The organism is Labedaea rhizosphaerae (genome assembly GCF_004362825.1).
Taxonomy (GTDB): domain Bacteria; phylum Actinomycetota; class Actinomycetes; order Mycobacteriales; family Pseudonocardiaceae; genus Labedaea; species Labedaea rhizosphaerae.
On the sequence record NZ_SNXZ01000011.1, the window covers coordinates 1 to 17,507 of the forward strand.

9 protein-coding genes are annotated in these 17,507 nt (G+C 72.5%); 5 read left to right on the plus strand and 4 right to left on the minus strand.

Annotated features, from left to right (window positions below; all coding sequences use genetic code 11):
• Positions 1–135 precede the first annotated feature (135 nt).
• Positions 136–723, minus strand: coding sequence for an LOG family protein (locus tag EV186_RS36735; protein WP_243754517.1), 588 nt, complete (start codon positions 721–723; stop codon positions 136–138).
• Positions 720–2,018 (minus strand): Zn-dependent hydrolase, encoded by a 1,299-nt coding sequence (locus EV186_RS36740; protein ID WP_133854164.1) that lies wholly within the window; start codon positions 2,016–2,018, stop codon positions 720–722. Before EV186_RS36740 ends, EV186_RS36735 begins: the two co-directional genes overlap by 4 nt.
• 306 nt (positions 2,019–2,324) lie before the next feature.
• On the opposite strand from EV186_RS36740, the gene EV186_RS36745 reads away from it, so the two are divergent.
• From EV186_RS36745 to EV186_RS36765, 5 genes are read left to right on the plus strand one after another with little or no spacing between them, the layout of a single operon-like run.
• The gene (locus tag EV186_RS36745) at positions 2,325–2,510 is read left to right on the plus strand and encodes an MbtH family protein (protein ID WP_243754518.1); all 186 of its coding nucleotides are present in this window, start codon (positions 2,325–2,327) and stop codon (positions 2,508–2,510) included.
• Positions 2,503–3,543, plus strand: a complete 1,041-nt coding sequence (locus EV186_RS36750) for a pyridoxal-phosphate dependent enzyme (protein ID WP_243754519.1) — start codon at positions 2,503–2,505, stop codon at positions 3,541–3,543. The genes EV186_RS36745 and EV186_RS36750 overlap by 8 nt, the downstream gene beginning before the upstream one ends.
• Positions 3,543–5,048 (plus strand): lyase family protein, encoded by a 1,506-nt coding sequence (locus tag EV186_RS36755; protein WP_133854165.1) that lies wholly within the window; start codon positions 3,543–3,545, stop codon positions 5,046–5,048. The genes EV186_RS36750 and EV186_RS36755 overlap by 1 nt, the downstream gene beginning before the upstream one ends.
• Entirely contained in the window at positions 5,048–6,226 is a 1,179-nt protein-coding gene (locus tag EV186_RS36760; RefSeq protein WP_133854296.1) for an ATP-grasp domain-containing protein, read from the plus strand. Before EV186_RS36755 ends, EV186_RS36760 begins: the two co-directional genes overlap by 1 nt.
• Positions 6,227–6,240: 14 nt before the next feature.
• On the plus strand, positions 6,241–7,305 hold the full coding sequence (locus EV186_RS36765; protein ID WP_133854166.1) for a GntG family PLP-dependent aldolase: 1,065 nt from the start codon (positions 6,241–6,243) through the stop codon (positions 7,303–7,305).
• Positions 7,306–7,551: 246 nt separating this feature from the next.
• On the opposite strand, the gene EV186_RS36770 is transcribed toward EV186_RS36765, so the two are convergent.
• Positions 7,552–8,769: an MFS transporter gene (locus tag EV186_RS36770; RefSeq protein WP_133854167.1), complete on the minus strand. Its 1,218-nt coding sequence runs from the start codon at positions 8,767–8,769 to the stop codon at positions 7,552–7,554.
• The gene (locus EV186_RS36775) at positions 8,762–17,494 is read right to left on the minus strand and encodes a non-ribosomal peptide synthetase (RefSeq protein ID WP_133854168.1); all 8,733 of its coding nucleotides are present in this window, start codon (positions 17,492–17,494) and stop codon (positions 8,762–8,764) included. The genes EV186_RS36770 and EV186_RS36775 overlap by 8 nt, the downstream gene beginning before the upstream one ends.
• Positions 17,495–17,507: the final 13 nt, after the last annotated feature.

Below are 17,507 nucleotides of genomic sequence, written 5' to 3' on the forward strand. Positions count from 1 at the left end.
CGACAGGCCTGGGGACACGAGTGCTCACCCACCAGCAGCTACCACACCAAGCCTGCCCCACGACAGGCCCGTAACTCTCATTAGGGGACACACCCGACCGGAACGTGGGACACACCCGACCCGGGCACGCGGGGGTTAGCTGGCTAGGGGTTCGGCCAGGACGGGGGCGCATGCGTCGACGGCTTCGACGGCGGTGGTGGCGAGCCGCACCAGGCCGCGGTCGCGCCCGGAGACGAAGCCCTCGGCGAGGCTGCGGTCGAGCAGCGCGCCCAGCGGGCGGTAGTAGCCGTGCACGTCGAGCAGCACCACCGGCTTGGCGTGCAGGCCGAGCTTCGCCCAGGTCAGCGTCTCGAACAGCTCGTCGAACGTGCCGAACCCGCCGGGCAGCGCGATGAACGCGTCGGCCAGCTCGTACATCAGCGACTTGCGTTCGTGCATGGTGTCGACGACGTGCACCTCGTCGACGTCGGTCTTGAGCGGGTCGTGGCGGGTCAGGTGCTCCGGGATGATCCCGGTGACGTGTGCGCCCGCGGCCAGCGCCGCGTCGGCGACCGCGCCCATCACGCCGGCCGCGCTGCCGCCGTAGACCAGGCCGAGGCCCCGGCGGCCGATCTCGGTGCCCAGCAGCCGCGCCTGCTCGACGTAAGCCGTGCCGCGGCCGGGGTTCGCGCCGCAGAAGACCGCTATCCGGCGCTCGCTCATCGTGCTCTCCTCGCTGGTCATGGCCGGCCCGCCCCGAGCACGGTGCGCAGCAGGGTGTCCGCGCCGGCGACCAGGTGCAGGTCGTCGGTCTCCTCCTGGGGTGCGTGGCTGATCCCGTTCCGGCTGGGCACGAAGATCATCCCGATCGGCGCGATGGCCGCCACGATCTGCGCGTCGTGCCCGGCGCCACTGTCCATGCCGAGATGGCGCAAGCCGAGTTCGTCGGCGGCGTCGGCGATGGCCCGGCTGAGCGCGTGGTCGGTGGCCACCGGCTGGGTGACCGGGTCGAGCCGCACGTCGATGGTGGTGTCGGTCGCGCTCGCCAACTGGGCGAGCTCGGTGGTGATCGCCTGCTCGGCGGTGCGCAGCCGCTCGGCCCGCCCGTCGCGCAGCTCCGCGGTGAGCCGGACGAGGCCGGGGATCACGTTGGTGGTGTTGGGTTCCACGTCGAGCTTGCCGACCGTCGCCACCCGGCACAGGTCGCGCGAGCGGGCCAGGCGTTCGACCGCGAGCACGGCCCGCGAGGCCACGGCGAGCGCGTCGCGGCGCATCCGCATCGGCGTCGTGCCGGCGTGGTCCTGGCCGCCGCACACGGTGATGTCGAGCACCGTGCGCCCAGTGATGGCCTGCACGACGCCGATCGGCAGGCTCGCCTCCTCCAGCACGGGCCCCTGCTCGATGTGCAGTTCCAGGTAGCCCGCGACCGACCCGGGGGCCCAGGCCGCTTCGGCGATGGTGTCCAGGTCGCCGCCCGCGGCCCGCAACGCGTCCGGCAGGGCGACGCCGTGGGCGCTCATCCGCTTCGCGTGGTCGGTGTCGACCTGGCCGACGAGGCCGAGCGAACCGAAGAACGGGTAGGGGAAGAACGCGCCTTCCTCGTTGGTGAACGCGACGACCACCGGCTCGACGTCCAGTTCGACGTCGTGCTCGGCCAGCACGCGCAGCACCTCGCAGGCCGCCATCACGCCGTAGGTGCCGTCGAGCCGGCCGCCGTCGGCGACGGTGTCGATGTGCGAGCCGAGCAGCAGCGCGGGCTTGTCGCGGCGCCTCGCGCGCCGCACGACGAGGTTGCCGGCCTGGTCGGTGCGCGCGACGAGGCCGTCGCGGTGGCACTCGCCGGCCAGGTAGGCCCGCGCTTCGGTCTCCTCGGGGGTGAGCCCGAGCCGCGTGATGCCGTGGCCGGGGCGCGCGCCGATCCGGGAGATCTCGGCCAGGCGGCGCAGCATCCGCGCGCCGTCGACGCGCAGCTCGCCTTCGGGACGGGTACCGAGCGGCCACTCGGCCGCACGCACTGATCGTTCGGCGGGAATGCTCATGCGGCACCTCGCAAGCTCGGCGTCCGCGTGCGCGAAGGCGCGGTGTTCGGTGGTTCGCTCGCAAGCTCGCTCATGGGGCGCTCGACCTGCCTCGGGTGCTCGGGGCGCGGCGGCCGGTGGCAGGGGTTCGCCTCGGCGCGGTCCGCGGGATGTGGTTCCACGCAACTCCTCGGTCCTATCGATCCGGCATCCGAGCTCGATCGAATTCCGATCGCGCGCCGGGTGATAGCCGCGGAATAGCCGCGCGGTAAGCGGTCGCCGGATGCTCACCCGTGATCCGTGCGGGAGAGCAGAAAGGTGGCGACCGTGCCCGAAAGCCAGTTCAGGGTCGTGGTGAACGACGAGGAGCAGTACTCGATCTGGCCGGGGGGACGCGAGCTCCCGCCGGGCTGGCGCGCCGAGGGCGTGGTGGGCGGACGCGAGGAGTGCCTGGCCCACATCGAATCCGTGTGGACGGACATGCGTCCGCTGAGCCTGCGAACGGGTGGCTGAGCCCGTGCCGGCCTTCGGCGACGTGGTCGAGGCGTACCGGATCCCCACCGTGGTGCGGCTGGGGACCAACCTCTACGGCCTGGCCTACCGGTTGATGAAGATGGTGCCCGCGCGCCACATCATGCGCAGCGCCGCCCGCGACGGGTTGCTCGAGGCGGACACCACCGTCGTGGAGACCACGTCGGGCACGTTCGGGCTGGCGCTGGCGATGGAGTGCGCGATCACGCGGCGCCCGCTGGTGCTGGTCAGCGACCCGGTGATCGACGCGCCGCTGCGGCGCCGGCTCGAGGACCTCGGCGCCGTGGTCGACATCGTGCACCAGCGCGCGCCCGGCGGCGGTTATCAGGCCACCCGGCTGGCCCGCGTCGCCGAGGTGATGGCCGGGTTGCCGTCGGCGTTCTGCCCCGAGCAGTACTCGAACCCGGCCAACCCGGAGTCGTACGCGCTGGTCGCCGAGTTGCTTTCCACGCAGCTGGGCCAGATCGACTGCCTCGTGGGGCCGGTCGGTTCGGGCGGCTCGATGTGTGGCACCGCATCGGCGTTGCGCACGGCGTCGCCCGACCTGACCGCGATCGGGGTGGACACCCAGCGCAGTGTCCTCTTCGGACAACCGGATGGGCACCGCATGCTGCGCGGACTCGGCAACAGCCTGGTGCCCGCGAACCTGGACCACACCCAGTTCGACGAGGTCCACTGGCTGGGTGCGGGCGAGGCCTACGCCGCGACCCGCGAGCTGCACCGCGAGCATGCCTTGTTCATGGGGCCGACGAGCGGCGCCGCGTACCTGGCCGCCGCGTGGTGGGCCCGGCGCAACCCGGACGCCCTCACCGTGGTGACCCTGCCCGACGAGGGATACCGCTACCTCGACACCGTTTACGACGACGACTGGCTCGCCGCGGGCGGATGGTCGGCCGGTGCCTCAGCGCCGGTGACGGTGTCCGACCCGGGCGTGGTTGACGCCGGCTGGAGCCGGATGGCTTGGGGGAGAAGGACTTTGGCCGAGGTGGCGGGCGAGCTGGCCGGAGTCGGCTGATGACTGCTGTCGTGTCGGTGGACACCGGCCGGGTGAGCACCGGGCTCGGCGCGCGTGCGGCGGCGATCGTGTTCGGTGCGACCGCCGACGCGGGCATCGACGCCGAGTTGCCGTGGGTGAGCACGATCGACCAGGCCCACCTGCTGATGCTCGCCGAGCGCGGACTGGTTGCCCGATCGGCGGCCGCCGCTCTGCTCGCCGAGATCGATCGGTTGCGGGCCAACGGGTTCGCGCCGCTGCGTGGGCGTCACGCGGCGCGCGGGGCGTACCTGTTGTACGAGGAGCACCTCGGCTCGGTGCTCGGCCCGGACGTCGGCGGGGTGCTGCAGACCGGGCGCTCCCGCAACGACCTCAAGGCCACCGTGCACCAACTGCGGGCCCGCGTGGCGGCGGGGGAGTTGCTGAGCGGCCTGCTGCGGTTGCAGGCGACGCTGCTCGCATCCGCCCGGCGCCATCGCGCGACGGTGATGCCCGCGTTCAGCCAGTACCAGCCCGCGGTGCCGGTCAGCTACGGCTGGTACCTGCTGGGCGTGGCCGAGGCGCTCGACCAGGACGTGCTCGGGCTGTGGCAAGCGGCGCAACAAATCCGGCGCTGCCCGCTCGGCGCGGCCGCGGGGGCGGGCACCGACGTGGCCCTGGACCCGGCGCGGACCGCGCGATTGCTCGGCTTCGACCTGCCGGTGGAACACGCGGCGCACGCGGTCGCCGCCCGCGACGGCTTGCTGCGCCTGCTGGCCGCGGCCGCGCACGCCGGTCTCACCCTGTCCCGGCTGGCGGCCGACCTGCAGCTGTGGAGCACGCCTGAGTTCGGCCTGATCTCCTTCCCCGACAACCTCGTCGGCTCGAGTTCGGCGATGCCCCAGAAGCGCAACCCGTTCCTGCTCGAGCACATCAAGGGTGGTGCGGGTGCTCTGATCGGGGCCTGGACGGCCGCGGCAAGCACGACGCGCGCGGTGCCGTTCGGCAATTCCGTCGAGGCGACCACCGAGACGGTCGCTCCGGTGTGGCCGGCCCTGCACCAGCTGCGCGACGTCATCGGGCTCACCTTGTCGGTGGTCACCGGCGCCCGTCCCGACGCCGCGGCAATGCTGGCCGACGCCGAACGCGGCGGCACGACGGCGACGGCGTTGGCGAACCGGTTGGTGGGCGCGGGCGTGCCGTTCCGTCGCGCGCACCACGCGGTCGGCCGGTTGATCACCGAACTCGCCGGAAGCGGTTCGGTGGCGTGCGCGGAGCTGGTGACGGACGCGGCCGCCCGCCGGCTGAACGAACTCGTCGGGATCGACGTCGGCAGCGTGCTCGCCGATCTCGACCCGGCGGCCGTGGTGGTCGCGACCGACTTCGGTGGTGGCCCTGGCCCGAAGTCTTTCAACCGCGCCCATTCCCGCCTCACCGCGGAGTGGCGCACCCGCACGCGCGATGCGCTCGCGTGGCTCGCCGCCGTGAACGCCGCCGATGCCGAACGACTGGCCGCGGTGCGCGAGCTTGCCGGGAGCGGCTCGTGATGGCGCCCGTTCTGGTTCTGGTGGAGAGCAACACCACCGGCACTGGCCGTGACTTTGCGCTCGCGGCTCGCTCCCTGGGATTGCGACCGGTGTTGCTCACCAAGGGGGAGCGGCACTATCCCTACGTCGCCGAGCTCGATCTGGACGTTGTCCGTGCCGACACGGCGGATCCGGCGGCCGTGGTGGCTGCGTGTGCCGCCTTGCCTGGCGTGCGCGGGGTGACCAGCAGCAGCGAGTACTTCATCGAGACCGCCGCTCGAGCGGCTCGGGAGCTCGGCCTGCCCGGCCCCGATCCCGATGCCATCGCCGTCTGCCGCGACAAGATGGCTGCTCGCAAGCGCTTGCGGCACCTCGGTCCGGACTTCGCCGGATGCGTGACTCCTGACGAAGCGGCGGCCGCCGCGGCCAGGCTCGGCGCTGTCGTGGTGAAACCGGCGCGTGGCTCCGGGTCGATCGGGGTGCGGGCCTGCGCGAGTTCCGACGAGGCTCGCGAGTGGACGCAGCGGCTCCTCGCCGACGGCGCGACGGAAGTGGTGGTGGAGCAGGAGATCGTTGGACCCGAGTTCTCGGTGGAGGTGCTCGCGGGCGAGGTCGTCTGCGTCACCGCGAAGCATCTCGGGCCGGCGCCGTTCTTCGTCGAGTACGGCCACGACGTCCCCGCCGCGGCTCCCGACGCGATCGCCGAGGCGGCGAAGACGGCGCTGGCGGCCTGCGGGCTGGGCGACGGCACGGCACACGTCGAGTTGCGCTGGGCGCACGGGCGACCCTGGTTGATCGAGATCAATCCGCGTCTCGCGGGTGGGCTCATCCCGCGGCTCGTCCGGCACGCGCTGGGGCGCGATCTCGTGACCGAGGTGGTCGCCGCGGCCGCGGGCATGCCCGTCGACCGGCGACCGGGAACGCACACGCACGCGTCGATCCGCTTCCTGGTGCCCGGAGCGGGAACCGTCACCGAAGTATCCGGTGTGGACGAAGCGAGGGTAATGCCGGGCGTGCTCGAGGCCGTGTGCACCGCCGCGGTCGGACAGGACCTGGAGACCACAGGCAGCTTCACCGACCGGCGCGGCTACGTGGTCGCGCTGGGTCCCACCGCGGCCACCGCCGCGGCGCGCGCCGACGCCGCGCACGCCCGCATCCGCATCGCGGTCGCCCCGGCCGCGGTGCCAGCCAGCCGATGAGGAGAGGAACGACCATGCCGAGTTCGATCGTGGAGCTGCGCAGCGACACGTTCACCACGCCCACCGCCGCCATGACGGCCGCGATGGTGGCAGCCCCGCTGGGCGACGACGTCTACGGCGAGGACCCGACCGTGCGCGCGCTGGAGGAGCGGTCCGCGGACCTGCTCGGCAAGCAGGACGGCTGCCTCGTCCCCAGCGGCACGATGGCCAACCTCGCCGCGGTCATGACCCACGCACCCCGCGGCACGAGCATCTTCGCCGGTCGCGAGTCCGACATCTATGCCTACGAAGCGCACGGCATGTCGGTCGTGGGCGGGCTCGCGATGGAGCCGATCGAGACCGACGAGCACGGCCGGCTGCGCGAGGACAGCCTGCTCGCGGCGTTGCCGGAGGACCACGGGGACCCGCAGTTCGCGATCCCGGCCGTGGTGTCGCTGGAGAACACCGCCAACCGGGCCGGTGGGGTGCCGCTGACCGTCGCCGAGGTGGCCGACGTCGCCCGGTTCGCCCGCAGGCACGGCATGCGCTTCCACCTCGACGGGGCGCGGATCTTCAACGCCGCGGTGGCGCTGGGCGTGGACCCGGCGGTGCTGGTGGCCAGTGCCGACTCGGTGCAGTTCTGCCTGTCCAAGGGTCTCGCCGCACCGATCGGCTCGGTCGTGGTGGGGTCGGCGGAGTTCATCAACGGCGTGCGGCGGATCCGCAAGATGCTCGGTGGCGGGATGCGCCAGGCCGGCGTCGTCGCTGCGGCCGGCCTGGTCGCGTTGGACACGATGATCGACCGGCTGGCCGAGGACCACGCCAACGCGGCGACGCTCGCCGCCGGACTCGCCATCCTGCCGGGCGTCGAAGTCGAGCCGGTTCGGTTGCGCACCAACATGGTCCGCTTCCGGTTGACGGGCTCGCTCACGCACGCGGAGTTCATCGAGGCGACCGGCCGGCAAGGCGTGCGCCTCGCCGAGCTCGGCCACGGCGTGCTGCGTGCGGTGACCCACAACGACGTGGACGCGACGGACATCGCGCGTGCCTTGTCGGTGATGGGTTCCGTGCTGCGTGAATCGGTGCCCGTGCTGGTGTGACGGTTTCGGACTGAGAAGGCCGGTGATCCCGTGGGGGTCACCGGCCTTCTCATGTGTTCGTTTGCTTGCGCGCGCAGGGCCCACCCTCCCTGGGGGCTCCCCCTTGTCCATTCTATCGGGTTTGCGCTGCGGGAACGGGGTTCTGCTGGATCTGTGGACAACTGGTCGGGTGTGGACAACCCAGCGAGAAGGCCGGTGATCCGTGGTGGATCACCGGCCTTCCGCTTTCCGGTGGGGTGGTGGTTCTCAGACGGGCACCGGCTCCTCGTGCACCGGCTCGGCGGGGGTGGAGCGGTTGGCGCCCGTCGCCAGCGTCATGGCCGCGCCCACGACCAGCACCAGCGCGCCGATCACGAACAACACCTGGTACCCGACCAACGTCAGCAGCCCCGTGCCGATCGCCACCGACATCGCCAACGGCACCGAGACGACCAGGTCCGTCGCCGAGAAGACCCGGCCCTGCAAGCGTTTGGGCGTCGACACCTGCACGCACGTCAGCAGTCCCACGCCGGCCAGCGGCAGGCTCACCCCGGCCACCGCCATCGCGGCGAGCACCACCGGCAGCGACGGCACGGTCAGGAGCAGCAGGCTGACCGCGTACCCACCCAGCCCGAGGCGGACCAGCCGCAGCTCGCCGAGCCGCTGGTTCAGCTTGCCCGCGAACGGCCCGACCAGCACCGCCGCCGCGCCCTGCACGGTGCCGGTGATGCCGACGAACGCCGGACCCAGGTGCAGTCCGTCGCCCACCGCCGAGAAGATGCCGGATTCCGTGTAGCCGTAGGCGAAAGCAGCCACGCCGAAGCCCAGCACCAGCCACCGCAGCATCCGGTGCCCGAGCACGAACCGGGCACCCTGCGCGATCTCGGCCCCGAACGAGTGCCCGCTCGGCGTCGGCCGCTCCTCCCGCACCCCCATGCGCAGCAAGAACACCACGGCGGTCAGGAACGTCAGCGCGTCCAAGGCGATCACGGCCGGCGCGCCCAGCCAGACGAAGAGCCCGGCCCCCATCAACGGTGCCGCGATCCGCAAAGCCTCTCGCGTGGACCGCAGCAGGCCGTTGACCTCGGCCAGCCGGTCGGCGGGCAGCAGGTCGGCGATCAACGCCGACTGGGCCGAGCCGATCAGCTTGTTCACCAGGCCGTAGGCGAACATCGCCACGTACACGAGCCACACCTGGCTCGCGTCGTGCACGAACAACAGCGGCAGCACGACGGCCGCGCCGAGCACGTTCGCGATGACCAGCAGCCGGGCCCGGCGGACGCGGTCGACGACCGCGCCCAGCACCGGGCCCGCCAGCGCGGCGGCGGAGAAGAAGAACATCACCAGGCCGGCGCTGGCCGAGCTGCCGGTCAGCGTCTTCACCCAGATCGCCAGCGCCAGCCACAAGGCCGAGTCGCCCAGCGACGACAGGGACTGGCCGATCAGGTAGAGCCGCACGACGCGGTCCCGCAGCACGCTAGTCATGGATGATCTCCAGGTCTGTCGCGCCCATCTCGGCGTGCACCTCGCGCAGGAACTCGCGCCCGGCGTCGCTGTTGGTCATGATCACCATGCCGTTCTCCGATTCCCAGTCGAATGTAGCGAGGGCCTTGTACCCGGGTGTCTCGCCGCCGTGCCCGATGCGCGTCTGCCCGCCGAGGCGGAACACGAACAGGCCCAAGCCATATCCGGTCGTCATGCCCGGCGTCCGGATCTGCTCACCCAGCGCGGGCGTCAGCAGCGACGACCTGCCGTGCGCCGCGCGGTGCATCTCGAGGGTGATCCGCGCCAGGTCCGAAGCCGTCGTCCACAACCCCGCCGCGGCGTGCTCGGGGATGACCCGCCAGCCGCCGGGGTAGGCGACGCCGGTGGACCGGTGGCCGGTCGCGGCGCGCGGCCCCGGCGCATAGTCACTGGCGCGCAGGCCGAGCGGCTCGAACACCAGCTCTCGTGCCGCGTCCGCATAGGACAGTCCGGTCACATCGCCGATCAGCTGTTGCAGCACCGTGTAGTGGCTGCCCGAGTAGCGGTACTCGGCGCCCGGGGTGAGCTCACTGCGCACGGCCGGGGTGCCGACCCGCGGCGAGCCGGTGAGGATCTCCCGCAACGGCGGCAGGTCGGCGTCACGCCGGTAACCCGAATAGTCGTGGAAGGTCAGCCCACCGGTGTGGGTCAGCAGTTGCCGCAACGTCACCGGGACGCCGATCCGCCAGTCGCGCAGGTACTCGTCGGCCGGGGCGTCGAGGTCCAGGACGCCCGCGTCCACCAAGCGGAGCACGGTGAGCGCGGCGACCTGCTTGCTGGCCGAACCGGCCTGGAACACCGTGTCCGGCGTGATGCCCTCGCCGTGGGCGAACTCCCGCACCAGCTCACCGTCGGACACCACGGCAACGCTCATGCCGGGAATGCCTCGCCGGGCAGCCGGCACCATCAGCACCGGGGCGGCCGGGAACACCCGGCGCACCACCGGATCCGCCGCCGGTTTTCCACTGCCGGCAAGCAGCGCCAGCTCTTCGACCATGGCGTCGGCCAGCTTGCGCACCGTGGCCTCGTCGTGGCGTGCGGTGGAGTACTTCCACGTCACGTGCAACGTGCCCGCGGCGATCGCGGCGTCGACCTCGAGAAGGTACGGCCGCACGCCTTCGGGTGCCCGCGCCACCCCGACCGGACCGGCGACGGGGCGCAGGAAGCCTTGTCCGCCACCGGATCCCCGGCCGTGGTAGTTCAGCACGAGCTGCGCGGCTTGCGTTCCGGTCGCGAGACCGTGACCGATGCCGTGGTCCGGCACGCCGCTGAGCTGCTCGCCCACGGTCGTGAGGTCGGCGGTCGGGTCGTCGCCCAGGGTCATCAGCACCGGTTGCACGGCGGTGAACCAGCCGACCGTGCGGGACAGGTCCACGTCGGCGAACAGCGGCTCGCGCCCGTGCCGCTCCACGTCGACGACCACAGTGGACTCGCCGGTCCACCCGGCCAGCGTGCGACCCACCGCGGTCAGCAGCAGGCTCTCCACCGACGCGGGCGCATCGAGCACGACGTCCGCGGGCAGCGTGGTGGTGAGCTCCACGGTGGAGCCTTCGGTGTGCGCGCCGCCGTCCTGGTCGACCGGCAGCGCCGCCGCGGCGGAGAAGTCCAGTGACCGCCAGTAGGCGGCCTCACCCGCGAAGTCGTCACTGGTCGCGTAGGCGGTCAGCCGGGACGCCCAGTGCTGCACGGACGTCGTCTTGGCGGGCAGCGTGACGGGCCGGCCGGCGCGCACCTGCTGGTAGGCGGTGCTGAGGTCGTCGATCAGGATGCCCCACGACACCGTGTCGACCGCCACGTGGTGTGCCGCAAGGAGAACGCGGTCACCGCACACCACGGCCCGCAGCAGCGGCCCGTCCGTGAGGCTCATCCCGCGGTGCGCCTCGGTCGCCGCCGCCTCGAACTCGTCCTCGACGACCGTGACCGGCACCGAACCGTCCACATCGGACAGCCACTGGTGCCAGGTCCCGCCGTCGTCCACCAGCCGCAGCCGCAGCGCGTCGTGGTGGCGCACCAGGGCGGTCAGGGCCTTGGCCAGCACGTCGGCGTCCAGCCGCTCCTCGGCCGCCAGCAACGCGCTCTGGTTGTAGTGGTCGTGCGGCCAGTCCAGTTCGGTGAACCACCGCTGCACCGGCGTCAGCGCGACCGGCCCGGTGACCGGTCCCTGCTCGGCGTGCACCGCGACCGCGGCGGCCGTGTCGAGGTCGTCGACGCCGAGGCCGGCGATGGTCGGGTGGTCGAACATGCGGCGGGCGCTGATCGGAATGCCCACCTGCCGGGCCCGCGCGACGATCTGGATGGCCAGCACCGAGTCACCGCCGAGCTCGAACAGGTTGTCGTGCACGCCGACCTTGGCCACGCCCAGCACCTCGGCCCAGATGTCGGCGAGGGTCTGCTCGCGACTGGTGCGCGGCGGCTCGAACCCGGACGGAACCGCGACCGGCGACACCGCGACCGCGGCACGCGGGGCAGCGGGTGCGAGCCGGGCCAGCACCGTGCCGGTCACCGGATCGTCGTCGGCCGTCAGCCCACGCAGGACGGTCAGGCAGTCCTGCGCCAGCCGCCGCGCGGTCTCCGGGCGGTAGCTGTCGCGCTGGTAGTTCAGCTGCAGTTGCAGGCCGTCGCGCAGGATCGCGTCCAGCACCAGCGGATAACCGGTGTCGAGCGCCTCCGGCGAGTTGATCGGGGCGACCCCGACGGGCAGGTCCTGCGCGCCGTAGCGCTCGTTGTGGAACACGACGATCGTGTCGAACAGCCGCCGGGCGCTGTCGGTGAACGGCGCCTGCTTGCGCACGTCGGTCATCGCGCAGTGCTCGTGCTCGCGCAGGTCCACGAGCTGGTCGTGCAGCCCGCGCAGCCAGCGACCCGCCGGTGCGGTGCGGTCCACGGTGACCCGCACCGGCAGCGTGTTCATGACCATGCCCACGACGTCCTGGATCTCCGGCGCCGAACGGCCCGAGACCGTCGAGCCGAACAGCACGTCGTCGCGGCCCGCGTGGTGGCCCAGCACCATGCCCCACGCGGCGTGCACGAACGCACCCGCCGTGACGCGGTGCCTGCGGGTCGCGCGGTGCAGGGCCGCGACGAGCTCGGCGTCCGCGTCCACGGTCACCGTGCCGCTGCCGGTCTGGTCTACGTCGGGGGCCTCGCCGCCCGGCAACGGGGTCGCCTCGGTGCAGCCCGCGAGCACGGTCGACCAGTGGCGGGCGTCGGCGTCGCGGTCGTGGCCCGCTAGCCACGCCAGGTGCTCGCGTTGCGGCGTCGGGTCGGGCAGTACCGGGACGGAACCGGTGGTACGCAAGGACTCGTACACGGCGTAGACCTCGCGGAAGACCGCGGTGAGGCTCCACCCGTCGAGCACGATGTGGTGCGTGCGCCAGATCAACGCGCTGCTGTCCGCACCGGTCCGCACGAGCGTCAGGTGCATCGGCGGCCCGGCGGAGAGGTCGACCCCGGTGCGCTGCGCGGTCAGCATCAGCTCGCGTAGCCGGGCGTCCTGGTCGGCTTCGGCGACATCACGCCAGTCCAGCACGGTCATCGGCACGGTCGCCGCACGCAGCACCACCTGGTGCGGCTCGGCGAGCCCCTGCCACGCGAACGCCGTGCGCAGGGCCGGGTGCCGCTCGACGGTCAACCGCCAGGCCCGCTCCCAGCTCGCGACGTCCGGCGCGCCGGCCAGGCGGAAGCCGAACACCTGCACGTAGGCGCCGTCCTCGCCGATCGATTGCACGAGGATGCCGGTCTGCAAGGGCGACAACGGATAGGCGTCGGCCACGGCGTCCGCGCCGAACCGGGCACGCATCGCGGGCAGCACGTCCTCACCGCCCACCGGTGCCGCGTGCTTGACGCGGACCGCGGGCGCCACGACGGCCGCCAGCTCGGCGATCGTCGGGTGGCTGAACACGTGGCGTGGTCGCAGGTCCAGGCCGGCCTCGCGGGCGCGGGCCACCACCTGCATGGCCAGGATCGAGTCGCCGCCCCACTCCACGAAGTCGTCGTGCGGGCCGATCTGCGCCACGCCCAGCACATCGGCCCAGATCGCGGTCAGCACCCGCTCGGCTTCGGCGTTGCGCCGGACCGGGGCGGCGGCAGACACCGTCGATTCCCGTGCGATGGGAGGCGCGGCGGACTCGGCCAGCAGCTCATCGAGCGAAGCTCCGGCGGCCAGGCGGGCCAGCAGCGCTTGGTAGTCCGCCAGCAGCGCCGCGCTGTCCTCTTCGGACACCCGCTCGGGGTCGGCGAACAGTGACAGTTCGAGGGCGTCCCGATCGGCGACGTCCAGCACGAGCGGGTGACCGGAGCGGCCGTGGTCGTGCTCGACGCCGGTCAGCATCGCGCCGGGCAGCGCCAGCCGGGTGTTCGGCACGTTGTCGAACACGACGATGCTGTCGAACAACGGCGTGCCCGCCGGGACCGCGCAGTGGCGCTGCACGTCCGACAGCACGCTGTGCTCGTAGGGGCGCAACGCCCACTGCTCGGCGCTGAGCCGGGCGATCCAGTCCGCTGTGGACAGGCCTTCGGGGAAGCGGACCCGCACCGGCACGGTGTTCATCAGCATGCCGACCATCCGGTCGAGGTCGGCCACGTCGGCGAAGCGGCCGGTGACGAGCGAGCCGAACACGACGTCGCGGCGCCCGCTGCGCCGGGCCAGCAGCAGCCCCCACGCACCCTGCATCAACGCACCGATCGTGCCACGGTGCCGGCGGGCGAGCTCGCGCAGCGCCGCGCTGTCCTGTGTGGACAGAACGAGGTGGTCCTCCCGAGGCGCCGGGCGCGTGCTGTGCTCCGGAGCCGGGCGCACGACCGGAATGGGCGTCGCCTCAGCGAAACCGGCAAGGGCATCACGCCAGAAAGCCGCCTCCTGCGTGCGGTCGCGACCGGCGAGCCACGCCAGGTACCGCTGCGAGTCGACCGGTTCGGGCAGCTCCGATTCGGCCGTGCCGCGGTAGAGGTCGAACAGTTCGCCGACGACGATCGGCATGCTCCACCCGTCCAGCAAGGCATGGTGGAACACCAGGACCATGCGGTGGCTCTGCTCGGCCACCCGCACCAGGTGCACGCGCACCGGCGGGTGGTTCTCGGCGAACCCGCGAGCCCGCTCGGCCCGCAACAGCCCATCCAGCCGGTCCTCGGGCCGCTCAGGGTGCGGGTCGCGCCAGTCGTGGCGCTCCAGTGCCGCCACGGCGTCGGAGTGCACGACCTGCATGGGGTATGGCAGGTCGCGCCAGTGCAGCGAGGTGCGCAGGGCGGCATGCCGCCGGACGACCGTGCGCCACGCCCGCGCCAGCGCGTCGTGGTCGAGGTCGCCCTCGAACGCGAAGACGAACTGCTCCAGGTAGTCGCCCGAGGACGGGTCGGCGACCGTGTGCAGCACCATGCCCGCCTGCAGTGGCGACAACCGGTGCACGGCACCGAGCTCAGCCAGCTCGGCCGGGACCTCGGCCGGACTGTCCGCAATGGACGGAGCGTCGACCGCGGTGCCGGCCGCCTTGGCCTGCTCGGCGATCGTCTGGTGGCGGAACAGCATCCCGACCGAGAGCGCGAGCCCGGCCCGGCGTGCCTTGGCCGCCACCCGGATGGCGAGCACGGAATCGCCGCCGGCCTCGAAGAAGTTCTCCCGCACGCCCACCGACCGGCCCAGGACGTCACGCCAGATCCCGGCGAGCGTGTGCTCGGCGGGCGTGCCCGGTGCGTCGTCGGCGGGCTGTGCGGCCGCGGTGCCCGGCGCGGGCAGCGCGGTGCGGTCGACCTTGCCCGCGCTGGTCAACGGCATCTCGTCGAGGGTCACGAACACCGACGGCACCATGTAGTCGGGCAGCACCTCGGCCATGAAGGCACGCAGCTCGTTCGGCGCGGGCGGGTTCGCCTTGTCGGCGGCCACGAGGTAGCCGACGAGCCGCTTGTGCCCGCTCGGCCCGGTGACCGCGGCGGCCACGGCGTCCACCACGCCCGGGTGCAGGCCCAGCCGTGCCTCCACCTCGCCGAGCTCGATCCGGTAGCCACGCACCTTGACCTGGAAGTCCGTGCGCCCCAGGAAGTCCAGCTCGCCGTTGGGACGGCTGCGGGCCAGGTCGCCGGTGCGGTAGAGCCGGTCGCCCGGCGCGCCGAACGGGTCGGGCACGAACTTCTCCGCGGTCAACGCCGCGCGGTGCAGGTAGCCGCGGGCCACGCCGATGCCGCCGATGAACAGCTCGCCGACCACCCCGACCGGCGCCGGGTTCATCGCCGCGTCCAGCACGTACATCCGCAGGTTGTCGATGGGCCGGCCGATCGACACCGAGCGGGACGGGTCGAACTCGTCCTCGATCTCGTGCACCGAACAGCCGACGACGGTCTCGGTCGGGCCGTACTCGTTGAGCACACGGGCACCGGGCGCGATCTTGCGCCAGCCCGCGACCGTCTCCGGCCGCACCTCGTCGGCGCCGACCACGAACGTGCGCACCGAGTGCACGGAGTCCGCGTCGAGCATGCCGCGCAACACGTCCAGGTGCCCGGGGGTGATCTTGAGCAGGCTGAAGTCACCCGGCTCGGCCAGCACCTCGGCCAGGGTTTCCAAGCTGCGGTCCGGCGGCAGCAACGTCACGCACTTGCCGCCGATCAGCGGCAGCCAGAAGTTCGGCACCGACAGGTCGAACGCGATCGAGCCCAGCATCGGCGCGCCGCGCTCGCCGGCCAGGCCGTAGCCGGTGGTGGCCCAGTGCAGGTAGTTCACCACGCCGACGTGCGGGACGAGCACGCCCTTGGGGCGGCCGGTCGAGCCGGAGGTGTAGATGACGTAGAGCAGGTTCTGCGCGCCGGACACGGGTTCCGGCCGGTGCGCGGGCTGATCGGCGATCAGCGGCCAGTCGGTGTCGACGCGCACGATCGTGCCGTCGAAGGCATCCGGCACGGCGTCGGCGAGCGCTTCGGTGGTGACGACGATCGGGGCCGCGGTGTCGGTGAGGATCCACTCCAGGCGCTGGCTGGGCAAAGCCGCGTCCAACGGCACGTACGCCGCACCCGACTTCAGGATGCCGAGCAGCGCGACGAACATCTCGGGGGAGTGCCCGACGCACACGGCCACCATCGACTCGCAGCCCACACCCATGCCCCGCAGGTGGTGGGCGAGCTGGTTGGCACGGGCGTCGAGTTCACGGTAGGACAACGTGGTTCCGTCGGTGCACCGGACCGCCACGGCCTCGGGCTGGTCGCGCACGCACCGCTCGAACAACCCGTGCACGGTGGCGTCGCCGGGGAACCGGGCCGCGGTGTCGTTCCACACGCGCACGGCCCGGTCGCGCTCGGCCTCGGTGAGCAGGTCGAGCTCGGCGAGCGGGCGCTCCGGCTCGGCGCAGGCCCGTCCGGTGAGCGCGCCGACGTGGCCGAGCAGCCGGCGTGCGGTCGCCTCGTCGAACAGGTCCTCGGCGTAGGTCAGGATCAGCTCGATGCCCTCGGCCCTGGTCACGGCGAACAGGGTCAGGTCGGCCTTGGCGTGCCCGGCGTCCACCGGCACCGGCTCGACGTCGAGACCGGCGAAGCGCCACGGCGTCGCCCCGGCCTCGAAGGCCTGGAACAGCACCTGGAACAACGGGTTGTGCTCGGCACTGCGCTCCACCCGCAGGTCGGCGACCACCTGGTCGAACGGCACGTCGGCGTTGGCGAGCGCGCCGAGCACCGCGGTGTTGGTGCGGCGCAACGACTCCGCAGTGGTGGGCGTGCCCGAGAGATCGACGGGGATGGCCACCGTGTTGGCGAACAAGCCCACCAGCGGCTCGGTCTGCGGCACGGGCCGGCCCGCGACGAGCGAGCCGATCGCGAACCGGGGCTGGCCGGTGTAGCGGTGCAGCACGCCGGCGAACACGGTCAACAGCGTGCTGAACACCGTCGTACCGGCACCGGCGGCGAGGCCTTGCACCGCGGCGGAGGTCCCCTTGGACAGGGTCGCGCGCACGGTGGCGCCGCGGTGGGCGTCGGCGCTGCGCGGTCGGTCGGTCGGCAGTTCCAGCACCGGCGCCACGCCGTCGAGCGCGGCGCGCCAGTGGTCGAGCTGGCGACGACCCAACTCGCCGGACACGCGTTCTGCTTGCCACGCCGCGTAGTCTGCGTATTGGATGTCCATAGTGGACAGCGTGGCGCCCGCGTACAGCTCGCCGAGCTCACGGGCGATGATCGCGCCGGTCCACTCGTCGACCAGCAGGTGGTGCGCCCGCACGACCAGCAGGTGCGTGGTGGTCTCCCCGGCCACCGGCACCAGCACCGCCCCGAACAGCGGGCCGGCCGCCAGGTCGAACGGGGTGCGCGCGAGGTCGGTCGCCAGGGCCAAGGCGCCGTCCCGGTCCGTCGGTGCCTCGACCCGCAGCAGGTCGGCGGGCACGGAGCCGATCACCTGCACCGGGCCGTCCTCGCCCTCGGGGTACGCACTGCGCAACACATCATGGCGCTGCACCAGGGCGGTGAACGCCTTGGTGAGCGCGGCGACGTCGAGGTCACCCCGTAGCCACATCGTCCAATGCACGCCGTAGACGGCGTTGTCGGTGAGCAGCTGGTTGGTCAGCCACATCCCGTGCTGCACGGGGGACAGGCCGGTCGGTCCGGACCCGGTGGTCCGGCGGATCTCCGGGAGCTCCGGCGCGCTCGCGGCGCGCCCACGCAGCCGCTGCTCGAGGAGGCGTTGCTTGGCCGTGCTCGCCCGCACTGCTTCGGTGGTCATCTGGGTCCCTGTC